This window comes from Caulobacter sp. FV1ye13L (assembly GCF_058681155.1).
In genome coordinates, this window is the sequence record NZ_CM178732.1 from 1,483,228 (window position 1) to 1,499,359 (window position 16,132).

A 16,132-nucleotide genomic window follows, 5' to 3' on the forward strand; every position below is an offset into this window, starting at 1 on the left:
GTCCTTGGCTTAACCGGGGTCGCGGCGTGGGACAAGCAAGCGCGTTGTCGCGCCGCCGCTCTTAGCCCTGCCGAACGAATCGCGCCGCGAAAAAGCCGTCCTGGCCGCCGTCCAGCTGATGCGGCAACAGGCGCAGCGTGCCCCGCGCGGTCAGGCTGGCGGTCGGCGCGCCGGCTTCGCCCGAAGCGATGGGGTCCAGGCGCATGTCGGGCCGGCGGGCGAGGAAGGCCTCGACCTGGGCCTCGCCCTCTTCAGGCTCCAGCGAGCAGACGCAATAGACCAGGCGACCGCCGGGCTTGGTCTTGTCGGCGGCGGCGTCCAGCAGGCGGGCCTGGACGGCGGCCAGGCTGGCCACGTCGCCGGGACGGGCGGCCCACAGCACGTCGGGATGGCGGCGGAAGGTGCCGGTGGCCGAGCAGGGGGCGTCCAGCAGCACGGCGTCGAAGGTGCGCGGGTCATCCCACGACCCGGCGTCGGCGACCACGACCTCGGCGGTCAGGGCCATGCGCCGGAAATTGTCGGTCAGGCGCTCCAGCCGGGCGGCCGAGCGGTCGACGGCGGTGACGATCGCGCCGCCGGCGGCCAGTTGCAGGCTCTTGCCGCCGGGCGCGGCGCACAGGTCGACAGCGGTCTCGCCGGGCTTGACGTTCAAAAGGCGGGCAGGGATGGCGGCGGCGGCGTCCTGCACCCACCAGCCGCCTTCCTCGAAGCCCGGCCAAGAGGCGACGTCGCCTTTTCGGGCCAGACGCAAGGTTCCGCCGGGCAGCACCTCGCCCTCGAGGCGTTCAGCCCACGATTCGGCGAGGGCGGGATCCTTCAGCGACAGGTCGGTGGCCGGCTCGTTGGCAATTTCCGAAGCGACCAGACGCGCGGTCTCGGGACCCCAGGCGCTGCTCCAGCGCGAGATCAGCCAAGGCGGCGCCAGGTGTTCAGGATCATCGGACGGCGGACCATCGCGCAGCAGTCCGCGCAGCACGGCGTTGACCAGGCCCTTGAACGGCCGGCTGGTCTTGTTGATTCCGGCCATTTCAACAGTGGTGGCGACGGCGGCGAAGGCCGGCACCTCCAGATAGAAGGCCTGGACCACGCCCAGGCGCAGCAGGTTGCGCACGCGCGGCGGCGGCTCCCTCTGCAGCTTGGCCGACAGGGCGCGGTCGATGGGCCCCAGGCGGCGCAGGGCGGCCATGGCCAGGGCGCGGGCGAAGGCGCGCTCACGCGGCTCCAGGAAGCGGAAGCCGTGGGCGGACGCGGCTTCGTCGATGCCGCCGCGACGCGACAGGGCCGCGTCGATGAGGGTAAGCGCGGCTTCCCGGGCGGGGAGGCCGTCATTGAGTTCTTGGTTCACCGACCCGCCGTGCCTTGTGGCGCGGCGGAGCGCAAGGGCCTTGGATGATTTGGCGCAGGCTTCATGCTATGAAACCGCCATGTCCGAGATCGAAAACACCCTGATTCCAGAGGCCCTGGGGGCCGCGCCCGACAAGGAACTGGCCCCCGCCGCCTTGCGCGCCCTGGAAGAAGCCGCCGCCCGCCGCGCCGCCGCGCAAGCGGTGGTCCTGGCCGACGAGCAGGGCGGCCGCGACGGCCCCGAGCCGACGCGCTTCGGCGACTGGGAGCGCAAGGGCGTGGCGGTGGATTTCTGAGGGCCGGGCGAAGGCGACGGACAAGCCACGACCAGAAAAAGCATCGTCATTCCCGCCCTTGTGGCGTGAACCCCTCGTGCCGCCGCAAGTGCGGGAGGGGCGAAGTGCGCGCGCACTTCGCTAGCGCTTCACGTGTCAGCTGAAACAGAGGTTCCCGCCACAAGGGCGGGAATGACGGTTGATGGTGGGGATGTGCTCCATCCCGTGCTGCCCCAGCCGAAATTCGCGGCGTCTTTGGTCGCCAAGGCTTCAAGCGCCGCCGGGATCGGCTAACGTCGGCGCTTTCCGCCCCAGGAGGCCGCCATCGTGTCGCGTCTGTTCGCCCGAGTTTCGATGGGCCTCGCCGCCGTCCTGCTGCTGATCGCCCAGCCGGCGATGGCCGGTCCCAAGGCCGCCAAGCCGCAAGTCACCCTCACTGCCGGCGCGGTCGCCTCGCCGGATAGCTACGGCGCGCTGGCGGCCGAAGAGGTCCTGAAAGCCGGCGGCAACGCGGTTGATGCGGCGGTAGCCACGGCCTTTGCCCTGGCGGTGACCTATCCCGAGGCCGGCAACCTGGGCGGCGGCGGGTTCATGACCCTGCTGGTCGACGGCAAGCCCTATTTCCTCGACTACCGCGAGACGGCCCCCGCCGCCGCGAAGGCCGACATGTTCCTGGGCGCGGACGGCGAGCCGGTGGCCGAGCTCAGCCAATATGGCAATCTGTCGGCGGGCACCCCCGGCACGGTGCGCGGCATGGCCATGGCCCACAAGCGGTTCGGCAGGCTGCCCTGGGCCAAGGTTCTGGCGCCGTCGATCCGCTATGCCCGTGACGGCTTCCTGGTCACGCCGCAGCTGATCGGCATCCTGGACGGCAGCCGCGCGCCGTTCGTGGCCACCAATTTCGAGGCGCACTTCGGCGGCCTGAAGGCCGGCGAGCTTTTCCGCCAGCCGGCCCTGGCCGACACCTTGGAGCGCATCGCCAAGGGCGGCGACAAGGGCTTCTACGAGGGCCAGACCGCTGACCTGATCGTCGCCCAGATGGCGCGCGGCCCGGTCAAAGGTCTGATCACCAAGGCTGACCTGGCCCGCTACAAGGCCGTGTGGCGCCAGCCCCTGCAGGCCGACTGGCGCGGCTATGGCGTGATCACCGCTCCGCCGCCCAGCTCGGGCGGCATCGCCCTGATGCAACTGCTGCTGATGAAGCAGGACGCGGCCAGGCTGTTTGCGGACGCGCCGCTGAACAGTCCGCAATACGTCCATCTGGTCTCGGAGATCGAAAAGCGGGTCTTCGCCGACCGGGCCGAATATCTGGGCGATCCGGACTTCGTGAAGGTCCCTGTCGCGGCCTTGATCGCCCCGGCCTATGTGGCCAAGCGCGCCGCGCAGATCGATCCGGACAGGCCCTCGCCGACCAAGGCGGTGGTTCCGGGGCTGGAGAAGCCGCAGACGACGCACTTCTCGATCGTCGACCGCTGGGGCAACGCCGTCTCCAACACCTACACGCTGAACGGCTGGTTCGGTTCAGGCGTGGTGGTCGAGGGGGCGGGCTTCCTGCTCAATGACGAGATGGACGATTTTTCGGCCAAGCCCGGCGCGCCCAACATGTTCGGCGTGGTGGGAGGCTCGGCCAACGCCATCGCCCCGGGCAAGCGGCCGCTGTCGTCGATGACCCCGACCATCCTGACCAAGGACGGCAAGGTCGCCATGGTGATCGGCACGCCGGGCGGCTCGCGGATCTTCACTTCGGTGTTCCAGGTGCTGGCCGATGTCTATGATCACGGCCTGTCGCTGGCAGATGCCCAGAAGGCCCAGCGTTTCCACCACCAGCTGCTGCCCGACAACACGATCTTCTTCGAGCCCTACGCCCCGCCGTCGGATGAGCTCAAGGCGGCGCTGACGGCGCGGGGTTATGTGATCGAGATGCAGGACTACAACGGCGACATCGAGGCGATTCAGGTGGTGGACGGGACGCCGGTTCCGGTCGCCGATCCCCGGGCGCGGGGCGTGGCGATGGTGGTGAAGTAGGCAGGCGACAGATCCTCCCCCTCTGGGGGAGGTGGCCCGGAGGGCCGGAGGGGGCAGCGCGGCGCTAATCCAGATCGCGCCAAGCGGACCTCCGCCGGCGCGGCCCCCTCAGTCGCTCCGCGACAGCTCCCCCGGAGGGGGAGCATCTATTGATCAAACCCCCGCCATCTCGGCGATCACCTTCAGCGCCGCCTCACGCGGGTCGTTGGCCGCCGTGATCGGGCGGCCGCAGACCAGGTGACTGGCCCCGGCGCGCAGGGCGGCTTCGGGGGTGGCGGCGCGGGCCTGGTCGTTCTTGGCCGACCAGAAGGGGCGCACGCCGGGCGTCACCACCAAGAAGTTGGGGCCGGCGATTTCGCGGGCGAGAGCCGCCTCGTGCGGGCTGGAGACCACGCCGTCGACGCCGCAGTCGATGGCCTGGCGGATGCGGCGCTCGACCAGATCCCGAGCCCCAAACGCGTAACCCATCTCGCTGAGGTCGGCGTCGGTCAGGCTGGTCAGCACGGTCACCGCCAGGATCTTCAGGTCCGACGAACCCCGCGCCAGCACGGCCGAGCGCATCACCTGCGGTTCGGCGTGGACGGTCAGCAAATCACAGCCGGCTTGCGCCAGGACCCGGGCCGAGCGCTCGACGGTGGCGCCGATATCGTGCAGTTTCCAGTCGAGGAAGACCTGCTTGCCATCCTTCTTGAGCTCGGCGGCCAGGCCCATGCCGCCGGTCGCCAGCAGCTCCAGCCCGATCTTGTAGAAGCTGACGCTGTCGCCCAGCCGCTCGACCATGGCGCGGGCCTCGTCGACGGTGGGCAGGTCCAGCGGGATGATCAGGCGCGGGTCTGCGGTCATGGTCTTGCCCCAAGGGGTTGGCGCGCGTGCCCGACCGCCCTAGGAACGAGGGCGAAGCTTCTGGCGCATTGAAAGGTAAGGACGTCGAATGACCGAGGCCACACTTGCCGTCAACTTCTTCGTCGCCCTGTTCGCCCTGATCGACCCGATCGGCAATGTGCCGCTGTTCGCCGCCGCCACCCTGGGCGCGGCCGCCGCCGGCCGCCGGATGGTGGCCGTCTATATCGGCCTGTTCATGGTGGCCTTCCTGGTCTTCTTCTATTTCACCGGGGTGGGCCTGCTGGCCTTCTTCGGCATCTCCATGCCGGCCTTCCGGATCGCGGGGGGGATCATCCTGTTCATCCTGGGCCTGGACATGGTGCGCGACGACTTCACCACCATGTTCGCCGACGCGGCCGAGGGCATCGAGGGCCAGTCGACGCGGGTCTATGCTCGCAAGAGCTTCGAGCGTCTGGTCGTGCCGTTCGCCATGCCGCTGCTGATCGGGCCGGGCTCGATCTCGACGGTGATCATCTATGCCGCCGAGGCCAAGAAATTTGGCGCGGCGGGCATGGCCCTGGGGGTTAGCGTGATCGCGGCGGTGTCGGTGGTGACGGTTCTGACCTTCTGGGCCTCGCCCCTGATCAGCAGGATGCTGGGCCGGATCGGCATGAGCATCGTGGTGCGGGTGTTGGGCCTGATCCTGTGCGCCCTGGCGGTGCAGTTCGTGCTGATCGGGGTGGGCGACGCCACGCGCGGTCTGGTGCGGCAGGATGCGAAGGCGCCTTACGCGGAAGCGAAATAGGCAGGATCCGTTCGCCCCAAAAAGCGCCGTCATTCCCGCCCTTGTGGCGGGAACCCCTGTTTCAGCTGACACGTGAGGCGCAAGCGAAGTGCGCGCGCACTTCGCCCCTCCCGCACCTGCGGCGGACCGAGGGTTTCCCGCCACAAGGGCGGGAATGACGGTGAGTGTTTGGGAAAAGTGAGGCTCCGATCAATGCAGAGCCGCCTAGACCTTCCTGAACCGCCCACCCTGGTTGGCCATCAGGGCCAAAGCCCAGTCATCGGGCAGGATCTTGGCGATGGCCGCGATGGTCTTGTTGGGCGCGCCAGGCACGCAGACCGGGCGGTTGGCCTCGACGGCTTCGTAGCCCGAGGCGGCCACCTCGTCGGCGCCCAGCCACAGCCATTCGGGCAGGGACTGGCTGACCTGGGCGCGGGTGCCGTTGACGTCGTGGAATTCCGAATAGGTGAAGCCCGGGCACAGGGCGCTGACATGCACGCCGGTCGACAGGTTCTCCAGGTGCAGGCTCTGGGAGAACTTGACCAGGAAGCCCTTGGTCGCCGCATACAGGGTGTGGCCGGCCGCGCCCGGGACGAGCCCGGCCAGAGACGCGACGTTGACGATGCGGCCGAACCGTCGCTCGACCATGCCCGGCAGCACCTTGTGGGTCAGCGCGCAGACCGAGGTCAGCATCACCTGCAGGAACTTGCCCTGATCGGCCCAGCTGGTGGTCGCGTAGGTTCCGGGCAGGCCATAGCCGGCATTGTTGACCAGCACATCGACGACGCGGCCCTGGGCCTCGACCCCGGCCAGCACGGCGTCGACTCCGGCCGGGTCGGCCAGGTCGGCCGGGATGGCATAGGCCTCGACGCCGAAGCGCAGGCGGATCTCGGCGGCCAGGGCTTCCAGACGGTCTGCGCGGCGCGCGGTCACGGCCACGTCATAGCCATGGCTGGCCAGGATGCGGGCGAATGCGGCCCCGATGCCGGCTGAGGCGCCGGTGATCAGAGCAAGGCGGCGGGCCATGAAGCGGTATCCGATATGAAAGCGAAACGACGCTGGAGACCAGCACGGCAGCCGATTTGGTTCAAGAGAACCGAAGGGGCGGGACGTTCTAGTGCGCCGCCGCCAGCAGGTCCGCGACGGTGATCTGGGCCAGGCGGTCGTGGGCGGCGGTGTCGGCGGCGGTGATGGCGGCGCGGACGGCGTCGGGGATCTTTTCGCCGACCGGGCAGCCCTTGACGCCCGGAGGGGCGACGCCGAGGTGGGCGCAGCCATTGACGGCCCGCAGCACCAGGTCGAGCGTGATCTCTTCGGGCGGCCGCAGCAGCCACGCCCCGCCATTGGCCCCGGCCCGGGCCCCGATCAGACCGGCCTTGCCCAGCATGGCGGTCACCCGCCGCACAACGACGGGATTGGTCGGCACCGAGGCGGCCAGCTCGACGCTCGCGACGGCACGGTCAGGCGAAAACGCCTGCTTGTGCGCCAGATAGGCGAGGGCGTGAGCCGCCACGGGAAACTTTTGGCTGTCGGACATCTCTGCGGAAACCTAAGGACGATATGCGCGCGTTCAATCAAAAACTCGCCGCCGACCGATTTGCCTGCTAGCGCCAACGCAGCGTCGCGATTGAACCCGGATCAGATTGGGTGTATCGCGCCGCGCTTGATCGATATGGGCCCGCCGCTCGCATTTTGCGAGAGGGGACGTCCGGAGACATTGAATGGCTTCCGAAGCCTCCAGCGACCCGACCCCGGATTGCGCGCCCGTCCCTTCCGACATTCCGCACCAACACGGACCCGACGCGAAGGGCCATGGCTTCTTTGCGCTCGCCCTGGGCTCGGTCGGGATCGTGTTCGGCGATATCGGCACCAGTCCGCTGTACGCCTTCAAGGAAGCCCTGCACGCGGCCGCCCATGACGGCGTCACCCGGTCCGAGATCTATGGCGTGGTGTCGCTGGCCCTTTGGGCGCTGATCCTGGTCGTGACGATCAAATATGTCATCTTCATCATGAAGGCCGACAACAAGGGCGAGGGCGGGGTGCTGTCGCTGATGGCCCTGGCCCAGCACGCCATGGGCAAGCGCACCATGCTGGTGTTCGCCCTGGGCGTGGCCGGCGCGGCCCTGTTCTATGGCGACGCCCTGATCACCCCGGCCATGTCGGTGCTGTCGGCGGTCGAGGGCCTGAGAACCATTCCGGCGCTGGAAAACAGCGTCAACAACCAGGTGGTGCTGCTGATCGCCACGGTCATGCTGCTGGGCCTGTTCTTCATCCAGAGCCGGGGCACCGCCTCGGTGGGCAAGCTGTTTGGACCGGTCTGCGCCTTATGGTTTGGCGTGATGTTCCTGCTGGGCGCAGTCAATCTGGCCCAGAACCCCGGCGTGCTGATGGCGATCAGCCCGCACTATGCCGTCGGCTTTCTGGCCGAGCACGGCCTGACCGGCTTCATCGTGCTGGGCGCGGTGTTCCTGACCGTCACCGGCGTCGAGGCCCTGACCGCCGACATGGGCCATTTCGGCCGCTGGCCGATCCAGGCGGCCTGGCTGTTCTTCGTCCTGCCCTGCCTGACCATGAACTATCTGGGTCAGGGCGCCTTCGCCCTCACCACCCTGAATGCCGCAGAGGCTGCAGGGCAGCCGATGCCGGAGCTGAACTGGTTCTTCGAAATGGCCCCGGCCGTGTTCCGCCTGCCGCTGGTGCTGCTGGCCGGCGCGGCCACCGTCATCGCCAGCCAGGCCGTGATCACCGGCGCCTTCTCCTTGACCCAGCAGGCGATCCAGCTGGGCCTGCTGCCGCGTCTGGACGTGCGCCGCACATCGGAAACCCAGTCGGGCCAGATCTTCGTGCCGCAGCTGAACACCATGCTGCTGTTTGGCGTGCTGGCGATCATGTTCACCTTCCAGACCTCGTCGGCCCTGGCCCACGCCTACGGCCTGGCCGTGACCGGCACGATGATCGTGACCACCTGCATGGCCTTCATCGTCATGCGCCGCCTGTGGAAGTGGAGCCTGCCGCAGGCCCTGTGCTTCCTGGTGCCCTTCCTGACCCTCGACGTCGTGTTCCTGACCGCCAACGCCCTGCGCTTCTTCTCGGGCGGCTGGCTGCCGGTGCTGATCGGCGCGGTGCTGTTCCTGATCATGGCCACCTGGGTGCGCGGCTCGCAGATCCTGACCGCCAAGACCCGCCGCGACAGCGTGCCCCTGGCCGACCTGATGGAGATCCTGCGGGCCCGCGCGCCCCACCGCGCCCCCGGTACGGCGATCTTCCTGACCTCCGACCCGGACATGACGCCCGTCGCCCTGATGCACAATCTCAAGCACAACAAGGTGCTGCACGAGCGCAATGTCATCCTGACCGTGCGCACCGGCGACACGCCGCGCATCGCCGACGACGACCGGGTCAAGATCGAGAAGGTCAATGACGACTTCAAGAAGGTCGTCATCACCTATGGCTTCATGGAAAGCCCCAACCTGCCCAAGGCCCTGGCCGTGTGCCGCAAGCAGGGGCTGAAGTTCGACATCATGGCCACCAGCTTCTTCCTGGGTCGCCGCTCGATCGTGCCGTCGGCCAACAGCGGCATGCCGCTGTGGCAGGACCGGCTGTACATCTTCCTGATGCGCAACGCCGCCAACCCGACCGACTTCTTCAAGATCCCGCCGGGCCGCGTGGTCGAACTGGGCGCGCAGGTGACGGTCTGATGAGTACGGCGCTGCGCGTCATCGGTGATGGCCTGTCGATCGCCGCCCTTGCCATCATCGCCTCGACCGCCCTGCAGGCCTGGAAGCGCATCCCCAAGGATGTGACCATTCCCATGCACTGGGGCCGCGACGGCCAGCCCACCTGGCGGGCCCCCAGGGCCCTGGGACTGCTGTGGATTCCGGCAGCGGCCATGGCGATCATCTTCGCTTTCACCCTGTCGGGGGCGACCTTCCGCGCCCAGGGACTGGAAGCGGTGATGCTGCTTTGCGTGCGCGCCTCTCTGGCCGCGATTCTGGCCATGGCCCAGCTGGCGCACCTGCGCGCGGTTATCCGCACGCTGCAGGGTGAGGATCGGCTTTAGGGCCTGGCCCCATTAGGACTTGACCCGTCGCCCCCGGCGCCCTTGAACGCGCCCGACTTTGTGTTTCTCCGGAAGGACCCCGCTCATGGCTGACAAGTCCGTCAAGAAGGTCGTGCTCGCCTATTCGGGCGGCCTCGACACCTCGATCATTCTGAAGTGGCTGCAGACCGAATATGGCGCGGAGGTCATTACCTTCACCGCCGACCTGGGCCAGGGCGAGGAAATCGAGCCGGCGCGGGCCAAGGCCCTGGCCGCCGGCGTCAAGCCCGAGAACATCTTCATCGAGGACGTGCGCGAAGAGTTCGTGCGCGACTACGTCTTCCCGATGTTCCGCGCCAACACGGTCTATGAAGGCCAGTACCTGCTGGGCACCTCGATCGCGCGTCCGCTGATCGCCAAGAAGCAGATCGAGATCGCCCGCAAGATGGGCGCCGACGCCGTCAGCCACGGCGCGACCGGCAAGGGCAACGACCAGGTGCGCTTCGAGCTGGCCTATTATGGCCTCGAGCCCGACATCACCGTGATCGCCCCCTGGCGCGAATGGGACTTCAAGTCGCGCGAGGCCCTGCTGGAGTTCGCCGAGCAGCACCAGATCCAGATCACCAAGGACAAGCGCGGCGAAGCGCCGTTCAGCGTCGACGCCAACCTGCTGCACTCCTCGTCCGAGGGTAAGGTGCTGGAAGATCCGGCGGTCGAGGCCCCCGAATTCGTCCACATGCGCACGATCGCGCCGGAAGACGCGCCCGACAAGCCGCACATCTTCACGATGGACTTCGAGAAGGGTGACCCCGTCGCCATCGACGGCGTGGCCCTCTCCCCGGCCGCCCTGCTGACCAAGCTCAACGAACTGGGCCGCGACAATGGCGTGGGGCGTCTCGACCTGGTGGAAAACCGCTTCGTCGGCATGAAGTCGCGCGGCGTCTACGAGACCCCCGGCGGCACCATCCTGCTGGCCGCCCACCGCGGCATCGAGTCGATCACGCTCGATCGCGGCGCCATGCACCTGAAGGACGAGCTGATGCCGAAGTACGCCGAGCTGGTGTACAATGGCTTCTGGTTCACGCCCGAGCGCGAGATGCTGCAGGCGGCCATCGACTACAGCCAGCAGAAGGTCACCGGTCAGGTGCGCGTGAAGCTGTACAAGGGCAATGTCACGGTCATCGGCCGCGAGAGTCCCTACTCGCTGTACGACCAGGACCTGGTCACCTTCGAGGAAGGCAAGGTCGCCTACGACCACCGCGACGCCGGCGGCTTCATCAAGCTCAACGCCCTGCGCCTGCGCGTGCTGGCCAAGCGGGACCAGCGCACGAAGGGCTGAGGCCAACCAAAGATCGACGATGGAAAGGCGTCGCGAGCTCAGCTCGCGGCGCCTTTTTCGTTCTTGGGCCTACTCGTCAGCGGCGGCGCGGCGGGCCAGGCTTGAGCAGTAGCTGTGAAAGTGTTCGACCAGCGGCGCGCCGGGGCCGGGAAACACCGTCACCTGGCCCGCGTACTCCACCGAGACGGTCGGTGTAGCAGCCAGGGATTTGAAGAAGCCGTCACGGCCGGTCCACCGACACCCGCACCACCGTCCCGTTCCGGTCGTCCGCCACCCAGACGGCCCCATCCGCAGCCACCGCCAGCCCGACCGGCGCGCCCATCGGCCGTTTGCCCGCCACGGCCTGCCAGCCCGGCGTCAGGATCAGCGGCTCGGCCGCCGGACCGGGATGGGGCTTCCATACCAGGCCGCCGGCGCCATAGGCCGGGTACCGCGCCCCGGCCGTCGCCACCGGCAGCCCCTTGGCGTCCAGGGCGAACGCCACGATCCGGGCGCCGGTCGCGCGATAGCCGTGATAGCTGACCAGCAGCCGGTCTTGGAGCTGCGGCAGAAGCCCGCCCTGATAGACCAGCATGCCCAGTGGCGCGGCATGCGGCGGCAGCAGAAGGGCCGGCCGGGCGTGGTCGGCCGAGCGGCACCGGAAATTCGTGGCCCCGCCCCAGCCGGGAGTCGATGTCTTCATGTCGAAGCAGTAGGGCCAGCCATAGTGACCGCCCTCGACCAGCACGTTCAGCTCGTCGAACGGCCGGTCGGTCGCCGGGTCGAAGTCGTAGCTGTTTTCGGCCTGCAGCAGCGTGCCCGCCGGCGTCCGCGCCAACGCCAGGCTGTTGCGCAGGCCGCGGGCGACCATGGTGTAGGTCTCCGCCCAGCGCCCCTGGCCGAGGTAGCGATAGCGCCGCACGCCGGCCAGGGCCTCGGCCCCCTCGCTCTGGACGCAGCGCGGCGTTCCGTCCGGCTTGCCCTTGACCAGGCAGCGGTCGCTCGGTGCGCCGACATTGACCAGCAGGTCGCCATTGGCGTCGAAGATGAAGTGGGACAGGGGGTGGCGGTTGTCGTGCAGCCGGTTGTCCGGCAGGCCGGCGACGACCACCTCGACCGTGTTGGCCGGCAGTGGCGCGCCGGGATTCATCCGGATAATGCGGCTCATCTCGCCGACATAGACCAGGCCGTCCGGGCCGATCCCCAGGCCATGGGGCATCGTCAGCCCCTTGAGCAACGGCGTCAGAACGGCGGGTCGCCCCGCCTCGGCGCGCAGCCGCCAGACCGACCCCTTGCCCGGATCCCAGCCGCCCAGGTCGGTGACGATCCAGTCGCCGCCTGGCAGTTGCACCAGGGTTCGTGGCATGCGCAGGACCCGCTTCGACAGGCCGCGGGTCCCCGACGGCGGGGCGACCACAAGGCCGGCGCACATCCCGGGCGCCATCTCGATCGGCAGCCTCGGCCAGCCATCACAGGTCTGGCCTGGCGGCAGGACATAGGGCGCCGCCATCACGGGCGCGGCGACAAGCATCACGAGCAGCGCAAGGGCCGCGGTCAGGCGTTTCATGAGAGCGTCCGGTACAGTCCGGATGTCAGCCTAGGTGAGGACGCGGGGCGGTAACAGGGAAACCGGCCGCGGATCGCAGGGGATTCGACGCGCATGGCGGCCTCCCGTCCCTGGTCCCCGGAGGGGCGAACCCCGCAAACGGGCAAGAGTTCCGGTTTGGCGCGAACCATGACAGGTTCCCGCCGGACGGCGCAGACCGTTTCGGGAACCGGGGAGCTTCTTCACATGCAAACGCACGCCTATGTCGCCATCGTCACGCTGGTGGCCCTGCTGGTCTATATCTGGATGGGCGTCCGCGTCGGCGGCGCCCGCAAGAAGAGCGGCATCCACGCTCCGACCATGACCGGCGATCCCGAGCTGGAGCGCCACATCCGCGTCCAGGCCAATACGCTGGAGTGGCTGCCGATCTTCCTGCCCTCGCTGTGGCTGTTCGCGATCTACTGGAACGACATGGTCGCCGCGATCCTGGGCGTGATCTGGATCGTGGGCCGGGTGATCTACGCCCTGGGCTATGCCGCCTCGCCCGACAAGCGCGAGCTGGGCTTCGTGATCCAGATGGCGGCCGCGGCGATCCTGCTGTTTGGCGCCCTGGGACGGGCGATCTGGATGCTGGCGACGGTGGGCGTCTAAACACGGCTTTTCGACGGGCAGGGCCTCACCTATAGCGTGGCCATGGCCCTTCCCGTCGATCCCGCCCGCTACGGCGCCTTCCTGGCCGCCATGTTCGTCATGGCCATCACACCGGGGCCCGCCAACCTGTTCGCCATCGCCACCGGCATGGAAAAGGGCAAGGGCGCGGCCTTGCTGGGCGTGGCGGGCATGAACTGCGCCACCCTGATCTGGTTCATCGGCTCGGCCTTGGGCCTGGGCGCCCTGATCATCGCCTTTCCCAAGGCCTTCCACATCCTGGCCCTGGCCGGCGCGGCCTATCTGGTCTGGCTGGGCCTGAAGTCCCTGTGGGCCGGCTGGAAGAACGCCGAGAGCCACGCGGTCGCCACGGTCAAGGCCGGCAAGTCGGCCTTTGTCGACGGTTTCACCGTGCAGATCGCCAATCCCAAGGCCCTGCTGTTCTTCACTGCTGTCCTGCCGCCGTTCATCGATGTGAACCGGCCACTGGTCCCGCAGCTCCTGATGTTCGCCTGCGCCACCATCGGCATGGATCTGATCAGCATGAGCGCCTACGGCCTGGGCGGGGCGGCCCTGTCGACCCGGATGAACGAGCCGGTGTTCCGCAGGGGTTTTTCCTTCGCTGTCGGCGTCCTGCTGATCTGCGCGGCGATCCTGATCGTGTCGCGCGGCTGATACGGGCCCGCTGATTGGCCCGCTGATGTCCGGCCAGAAATCAAACGCCTTGGCGAAACCACAAAGCGTCGCCAGAGTTAGAGTCTAGACCCGTGAATTTGGGTTACGGAGTGCTGTCCATGTCCCTGAAGAAAGTCGCCCTCGTGGCGGCCATGGTCGTCGCCGCCGGACTTTCGGCCTGCGCGACCGCTACGCCCTACCAGCCCAAGGCCACCTCCGGGGCGGTCACCGGCGGGTTCTCCGAACTGCGCCTGGAGGCCGACCGCTATCGCGTCAGCTTTGCGGGCAACAGCCTGACCTCGCGCGAGACCGTCGAGCGCTATCTGCTGTACCGCGCTGCCGAGCTGACCGTGCAGCAGGGCGCTGACTGGTTCGAAACCGCCGACCGCCGCACCGATCGCACGGCGCGCACCGTGATCGAGTCCGATCCCTTTGCGCGGCCGGGCTTTGGCTATGGCTATCCCTATGGCTACTGGCGCCCGTCGTGGCGCTATTTCGGCCCCAGCTATGGCTGGCGCAGCTGGGACCCCTTCTGGGGTGACCCCTTCTTCGCCGATCGCGGTCAGGTGCGGACGATCGAGAAGTTCGAGGCCGGCGCCGAGATCGTCATGCACAAGGGCAAGAAGCCCGAGGGCGATCCGCGCGCCTATGACGCTCGCGAGATCATGACCAACCTGGCGTCCAGTATCGTCCTGCCGGCGGTGAAGAAGTAGAGACATCTCCCTTCCCCCTCGATGGGGGAAGGGCCGGGGATGGGGGTGATACGGCGATGCAGCCGGCAAGCGCCTCATCACCCCCACCCAACCCTCCCCCATCAAGGGGGAGGGCTTTTTTATGCGGCTTAGCGCGGCGCCATGCGGATGCCGCCGTCCAGGCGCACGTCTTCACCGTTGAAATAGTCGTTGGTGATCATCGTCAGGGCCAGGTGAGCATATTCCTCGGGATTGCCCAGGCGCTTGGGGAACGGCACCGAGGCGGCCAGACCGGCCTTCACGGCTTCGGGCGCATTGTTCATCAGCGGGGTGTTGAAGATGCCCGGCAGGATGCAGTTGACGCGGATGCCTTCGCTCATCAGGTCGCGGGCGATCGGCAGGGTCATGCCCACAACGCCGCCCTTGGACGCCGAATAGGCCGCCTGGCCCATCTGGCCGTCTTCAGCGGCGACCGAGGCGGTGTTGACGATGGCGCCGCGCAGGCCGTCTTCCAGCGGCTCCAGGTCCAGCATGCCCTTGGCCGACTTGGCGATGCAGCGGAACGTGCCGACCAGGTTGATCTGGATGATGCGGTCGAAGGCGTCGAGCGGGAAGTGCTTGGTCTCGCCGGTGGCCTTGTCGCGGCCGGCGGTCTTGGCCGCGTTGCCGGTGCCGGCGCAATTGACCAGGATGCGCTCCTGGCCGTGGGCGGCGCGGGCCTTTTCAAAGCCGGCGTCGACATCGGCGTCTGAGGTGACATTGACCTTGCAGAACACGCCGCCGATTTCCTTGGCGACTTCCTCGCCGCGGGCCTCATTCATGTCGAACAGGGCGACCTTGACGCCCTGGGCGGCCAGGGCGCGGGCGGTGGCTTCGCCGAGGCCCGAAGCGCCTCCGGTGATGACGGCGGCGACGGTGTTGTCGAGTTTCATGGACGTTTCCCCAAGCTTTGCGTTTAAGGTTGCTGCTTGGAGAGGGTTTTAGACTGATGAGCGCCGACGCCAAACCGTCCCCCGACGTAAAGCGGATCCTCGACCCGTCCACGGCGCTGGTTCCGGCCACCGTGCGGGTCAATGAGGAGCGGGTGGCGCGAGGCTTCCTGCCCAAGATCCGCAGGGTCGCCGCGAAGATTCCCTTCGCCGCCGACGCCCTGTCGGTGTGGTGGTGCGCCCGCGATCCCGCCACGCCGATGGCCGCCAAGGGCATGATGATGGCGGCCCTGGCCTATTTCGTCCTGCCCACCGACGTGATCCCCGACATCCTGCCGGCCCTGGGCATGACCGACGACGCGGCCGTGATCGCCGCCGTCATCGCGATCGTCGGCAGGAACCTCAAGGCCAGCCACAGGGAGGCCGCCAAGGCGTTCCTGGCCAGGCTCTCCGCCGACGACTGAGGCGACTCAGGCCTCTGCACGCTGGGGTTTGCCATGGGGGTGGCCAGGCCGGCGTCTGCTGCGGCATGCTGAACGCCTGAAGAGTCACCTAGGGACCCTGCCATGCCGCTTCTCGCCGGTCTCCTCGCCGCCGTTCTGGCCGCGCCCGCTGCGCCACCGCCCGCGATCGACGATGACAAGGCGGTGGTCGCTGTCGTGCAGACCTTTTTCGACGGACTGGGCTCGGCCGATCCTGAGGCCATGCGCGCGACGATGCTACCCGACGGCCGGTTCATGTCCCTGCGGACCATGCCGGACGGCGCGACCCAGGCTCGTCGTTTCACCTTCGAGGATTCGTTCGGCAAGCGGATCGAGCCTGGCCTGGAAGAGCGGATGTGGTCGCCCCAGGTCGTGCGTCGCGGCGCCCTGGCCACGGTCACCGCGCCCTATGAGTTCAAGAAGGGCGGCGTCACCACCCATTGCGGCGTCGATATCTTCACGCTGGTCAAGCAGGAGGGGACCTGGCGCATCGCCGATCTCAGTTGGACGGCGGAGCCCGATGCCTGCGCGGAACTGAAGGCGCGGTAGCAAG

The 16,132-nt window shown here is 68.1% G+C and carries 17 protein-coding genes; 11 read left to right on the plus strand and 6 right to left on the minus strand.

The genetic code is table 11. From position 1 onward, the window contains the following. Positions 1-61: 61 nt before the first annotated feature. Positions 62-1,345, minus strand: a complete 1,284-nt coding sequence (locus tag ACW176_RS06915) for an RsmB/NOP family class I SAM-dependent RNA methyltransferase (RefSeq protein ID WP_492111395.1) — start codon at positions 1,343-1,345, stop codon at positions 62-64. A 79-nt stretch (positions 1,346-1,424) separates the two neighbouring features. Here ACW176_RS06915 and ACW176_RS06920 point away from each other — a divergent pair, with 79 nt between their 5' ends. Both ACW176_RS06920 and ggt read left to right on the plus strand, forming a co-directional pair. Next, the gene (locus ACW176_RS06920; RefSeq protein ID WP_419319600.1) at positions 1,425-1,640 is read left to right on the plus strand and encodes a DUF1674 domain-containing protein; all 216 of its coding nucleotides are present in this window, start codon (positions 1,425-1,427) and stop codon (positions 1,638-1,640) included. Between the two features lie 306 nt (positions 1,641-1,946). Further along, a complete protein-coding gene (gene ggt, locus ACW176_RS06925; protein ID WP_492111396.1) occupies positions 1,947-3,644 on the plus strand; it encodes a gamma-glutamyltransferase in 1,698 nt (565 codons plus the stop codon). A gap of 153 nt (positions 3,645-3,797) precedes the next feature. Here the strand turns inward: ggt and pyrF are convergent, their stop codons facing one another. Next, on the minus strand, positions 3,798-4,487 hold the full coding sequence (pyrF, locus tag ACW176_RS06930) for an orotidine-5'-phosphate decarboxylase (RefSeq protein ID WP_492111397.1): 690 nt from the start codon (positions 4,485-4,487) through the stop codon (positions 3,798-3,800). Between the two features lie 88 nt (positions 4,488-4,575). Between pyrF and ACW176_RS06935 the strand changes: the two genes are divergently transcribed. Next, positions 4,576-5,271 carry a MarC family protein gene (locus ACW176_RS06935; protein ID WP_492111398.1) on the plus strand — a complete coding sequence of 232 codons (696 nt, stop codon included), beginning with the start codon at positions 4,576-4,578 and terminating at the stop codon, positions 5,269-5,271. A 204-nt stretch (positions 5,272-5,475) separates the two neighbouring features. On the opposite strand, the gene ACW176_RS06940 is transcribed toward ACW176_RS06935, so the two are convergent. Then, positions 5,476-6,276, minus strand: coding sequence for an SDR family NAD(P)-dependent oxidoreductase (locus ACW176_RS06940; RefSeq protein ID WP_492055831.1), 801 nt, complete (start codon positions 6,274-6,276; stop codon positions 5,476-5,478). An 88-nt stretch (positions 6,277-6,364) separates the two neighbouring features. Further along, complete coding sequence (locus ACW176_RS06945) at positions 6,365-6,787, minus strand: Rrf2 family transcriptional regulator (protein WP_419319606.1); 423 nt, start codon at positions 6,785-6,787, stop codon at positions 6,365-6,367. 184 nt (positions 6,788-6,971) lie between these two features. Between ACW176_RS06945 and ACW176_RS06950 the strand changes: the two genes are divergently transcribed. The 3 genes from ACW176_RS06950 to ACW176_RS06960 all read left to right on the plus strand — a co-directional run bounded on the left by ACW176_RS06950 (position 6,972) and on the right by ACW176_RS06960 (position 10,628). Next, on the plus strand, positions 6,972-8,948 hold the full coding sequence (locus tag ACW176_RS06950) for a potassium transporter Kup (RefSeq protein ID WP_492111399.1): 1,977 nt from the start codon (positions 6,972-6,974) through the stop codon (positions 8,946-8,948). After that, entirely contained in the window at positions 8,948-9,310 is a 363-nt protein-coding gene (locus tag ACW176_RS06955; protein WP_419319608.1) for a DUF1648 domain-containing protein, read from the plus strand. Before ACW176_RS06950 ends, ACW176_RS06955 begins: the two co-directional genes overlap by 1 nt. Before the next feature lie 85 nt (positions 9,311-9,395). Continuing rightward, positions 9,396-10,628 carry an argininosuccinate synthase gene (locus ACW176_RS06960; protein ID WP_492111400.1) on the plus strand — a complete coding sequence of 411 codons (1,233 nt, stop codon included), beginning with the start codon at positions 9,396-9,398 and terminating at the stop codon, positions 10,626-10,628. Between the two features lie 220 nt (positions 10,629-10,848). Here the strand turns inward: ACW176_RS06960 and ACW176_RS06965 are convergent, their stop codons facing one another. Beyond that, positions 10,849-12,174, minus strand: coding sequence for a PQQ-dependent sugar dehydrogenase (locus ACW176_RS06965; RefSeq protein WP_492111401.1), 1,326 nt, complete (start codon positions 12,172-12,174; stop codon positions 10,849-10,851). Positions 12,175-12,399: 225 nt separating this feature from the next. Between ACW176_RS06965 and ACW176_RS06970 the strand changes: the two genes are divergently transcribed. The 3 genes from ACW176_RS06970 (at position 12,400) to ACW176_RS06980 (ending at position 14,189) form a co-directional block, all read left to right on the plus strand. Continuing rightward, entirely contained in the window at positions 12,400-12,804 is a 405-nt protein-coding gene (locus ACW176_RS06970; RefSeq protein ID WP_419319611.1) for an MAPEG family protein, read from the plus strand. Positions 12,805-12,846: 42 nt separating this feature from the next. Continuing rightward, positions 12,847-13,476, plus strand: a complete 630-nt coding sequence (locus ACW176_RS06975) for a LysE family translocator (protein ID WP_492111402.1) — start codon at positions 12,847-12,849, stop codon at positions 13,474-13,476. A gap of 119 nt (positions 13,477-13,595) precedes the next feature. Beyond that, positions 13,596-14,189, plus strand: coding sequence for a CC0125/CC1285 family lipoprotein (locus ACW176_RS06980; RefSeq protein WP_492111403.1), 594 nt, complete (start codon positions 13,596-13,598; stop codon positions 14,187-14,189). 128 nt (positions 14,190-14,317) lie between these two features. Here the strand turns inward: ACW176_RS06980 and ACW176_RS06985 are convergent, their stop codons facing one another. Beyond that, on the minus strand, positions 14,318-15,100 hold the full coding sequence (locus tag ACW176_RS06985; RefSeq protein WP_419319614.1) for an SDR family NAD(P)-dependent oxidoreductase: 783 nt from the start codon (positions 15,098-15,100) through the stop codon (positions 14,318-14,320). A gap of 56 nt (positions 15,101-15,156) precedes the next feature. On the opposite strand from ACW176_RS06985, the gene ACW176_RS06990 reads away from it, so the two are divergent. Together ACW176_RS06990 and ACW176_RS06995 are read left to right on the plus strand one after the other, a co-directional pair. Next, entirely contained in the window at positions 15,157-15,561 is a 405-nt protein-coding gene (locus ACW176_RS06990; protein ID WP_492111404.1) for a YkvA family protein, read from the plus strand. Between the two features lie 102 nt (positions 15,562-15,663). Continuing rightward, the gene (locus ACW176_RS06995) at positions 15,664-16,128 is read left to right on the plus strand and encodes a nuclear transport factor 2 family protein (RefSeq protein WP_492111405.1); all 465 of its coding nucleotides are present in this window, start codon (positions 15,664-15,666) and stop codon (positions 16,126-16,128) included. Positions 16,129-16,132: the final 4 nt, after the last annotated feature.